Origin of the sequence: Tepidimonas aquatica (assembly GCF_007556585.1) — a bacterium.
Taxonomy (GTDB): Bacteria; Pseudomonadota; Gammaproteobacteria; order Burkholderiales; family Burkholderiaceae_C; genus Tepidimonas; species Tepidimonas aquatica.
The window spans coordinates 1-2,468 of sequence record NZ_VJNA01000066.1 but is presented as its reverse complement, the minus strand read 5'-3'; the positions used below and the strand labels follow the sequence as shown (position 1 = coordinate 2,468).

1 protein-coding gene and 1 pseudogene are annotated in these 2,468 nt (G+C 56.8%); one reads left to right on the top strand and one right to left on the bottom strand.

From position 1 onward, the window contains the following. Positions 1–962 precede the first annotated feature (962 nt). Positions 963–1,967: a porin gene (locus tag Taqua_RS12875; protein WP_144326970.1), complete on the bottom strand. Its 1,005-nt coding sequence runs from the start codon at positions 1,965–1,967 to the stop codon at positions 963–965. Positions 1,968–2,317: 350 nt separating this feature from the next. Here Taqua_RS12875 and Taqua_RS13645 point away from each other — a divergent pair. After that, positions 2,318–2,468 (top strand): annotated as a pseudogene (locus Taqua_RS13645) (ISL3 family transposase); the annotation flags it as partial.

Below are 2,468 nucleotides of genomic sequence, written 5' to 3'. Positions count from 1 at the left end.
CGGGCGCGGAAGAAGTCCTCGGTGGCAGGGCAGGCAAACATCGCAAAACTCCCAGAAAACGGCGCATCAGACCATCAAATCTGGGGGAAATTGTACTCGCAAACAGACAATAACACAAGAAAAATCATGAGGTTATGAATATTTCAGGGGCGACTACTGGAGGCAACTCGCCGTCAGCGACACCTCGATGGAGGCGTCAACTTAAACCCAACAGCCTCCTCGATTCCCGGGGCGGTTCACTTCATCGCCATCGCCTACCTGCGCATGTCCAAGCTCAGGCACCTGCCGGCCAGTCCGTTCGCGCCGACGATGCCCCAGTGACGGTGTTGCTTTCCACACGAAACGACATGGAGCCCCCCGGCGCGCGGGCCACCGCTGTGGGATGACTGTAGTGATGCGCAGATGGATGACGGGGCGCAAACCGAGCCAGCAGACTGGGACCTAGCAGGCCGTTGAAAAAGTCGATGCGGGTTCAAAAAATGGTGATTTCGGGGGTGCCTCACCCCTTACCCACTCTTGAAAAATCGCTTGTAGGTCGTTCTGAAAGGTCGGCCTTTGGCAGTGCATCGTTCCTCGGGACTTTTTCAACGGCCTGCTAGCGGCGCAACCGGCACCGGACTTTGAGGTCGATCAGCGCATCAGTTGGTGAATGAACAAAGCGGCGATTTTGACTTGCCGCGAACTGGCTCTGCGCCCGGTACACGCCGAGCGCCGCAAATCACTCTCCTGAACGCCAAACCCTGGTGGTGAACCTGACACCTGGGCGGGAAAATCGAGTGTCTCAGCCGGCTTGATGGCGCTTCCGCGGTGCGATACTTGGCCTCATGCGGTTAAAACGCCTATCCGTTGACGCGATAACCGGTGTTGGCGTTCGAAATCGCCAAGCACGTCCAAATCCTGAAGAGCGATTGGTCTGCAATCGCCCATTCAGTGCATCGATTTATCGATGCACGGTTTACCCGTTAAAACAAATGCCGCACGCCGACCGCAAACACCGATGGATCGGTTCCGAGCGCCGCTGGCGCTAGCTTCGTGCCCGACGATTCCATACCGAATTGGCCGATAGCGTTGTTGCGCAGCGTGGCATACGAGGTATACAGGCTGGTCCGCTTCGACAGCGGATATGCATATGCAACCGCAAAACCCTTGCCCTTGGCGCCGGATTCGATCTTGTTCTGCTGGAGGTTGGCATACAAGCGGCCGCTACCCAAGCCAACCGATGCGCCGAGGTTGAACTGTTCGAACTTGATGTTTGCTCCATCCGGATCGGAGACCAGATAGTTTGCCTTCACGTCAAACGCGCCGAAATTGTAGCCGGCGCCAACTGCGTACTCCTTGTCGTCGCCGGCGGCAACGCGCTTGGACGTCTGGTAGGCGGCGCCCAGGAACAGCGAACCATTTGAGTAGTTGACCCCCAGGCCGAGCAAATCTTTCGACGGTCCCGTGGTTTGTTCGCCCAGGGCATACGCGAGGCTGCCCACCAAGCCGTTGAACGACGGCGTTTTGTAATTGATCGAATTGTCTAAACGGCGTGTCAAACGATTACGGGCGCTACCGAATGCACTCAGGGAGCCACCAGCAAAGCTCAGTTCCATAATGTCGGAATGGCTAGCCAGGCTATCGATCGGCGAGTACTCGCGGCCCAGCGTCACTGTGCCGAAGCCGCCTTTGAGACCGACGATCGCACGGCGATTAAAAAAAGTGCTAGAGCTTTCTCCGGTAGTGAGATCGATGCCGGACTCAAGATTGAAAAGGGCATTCAGGCCGCCTCCCAGATCTTCGGTACCGCGAAAGCCCAGACGGCTGGCGGACCGACCGCCGTTGTTGAGTTTCACGACCTTGTTGCTGCCGTCATTCTCGGCCGCTATGGCGGCATCAGCGATGCCATAGATCGTGACGCTGGATTGCGCGACAGCCGCGAACGGAATTGATGCGAGCAGTGCCGCAGCCACAAATTTATATTGCATTTAAATCTCCAGGAAGTCAGCAGGAAAAAAATTTTCAACATTGATGCTGTATTCACAGCGGCACCGATGGTATCAATCCTATATTACAGTTGCGTGACATGCGACGGCAATGTTGGTAAAATGCAACACTGCCCTGTGATTCAGAAGCCAGTATGGTAACTGTTCAGCCCACTATAAGAGCCTGTCAAGACTCGTGTGATCATGTACCCATCAGGCGGTCCTTCGTCATTTCGTGTGGAACACAACACTCACAATGACTCCTGGTCGTCGAGCCCGGTGGGCATGTGTGCAGGCCGCTGGCCGGCCTGTGCACATGTCCACGAGGCGTGTTTGATCAGGAGGATGAGTCCATGGGCATTGCCGTAGAAGCTCTGTTCACCAGCGCGCTGGGCTTGCAGCCGCCGTGGGTCGTCGATGACGTCAGGCTCGACACCGCCAAGCGGCGTATCGACTTCGAGATCGGCTGCCACACCAGCAGGCTCGCCTGCCCGGCATGCGGTG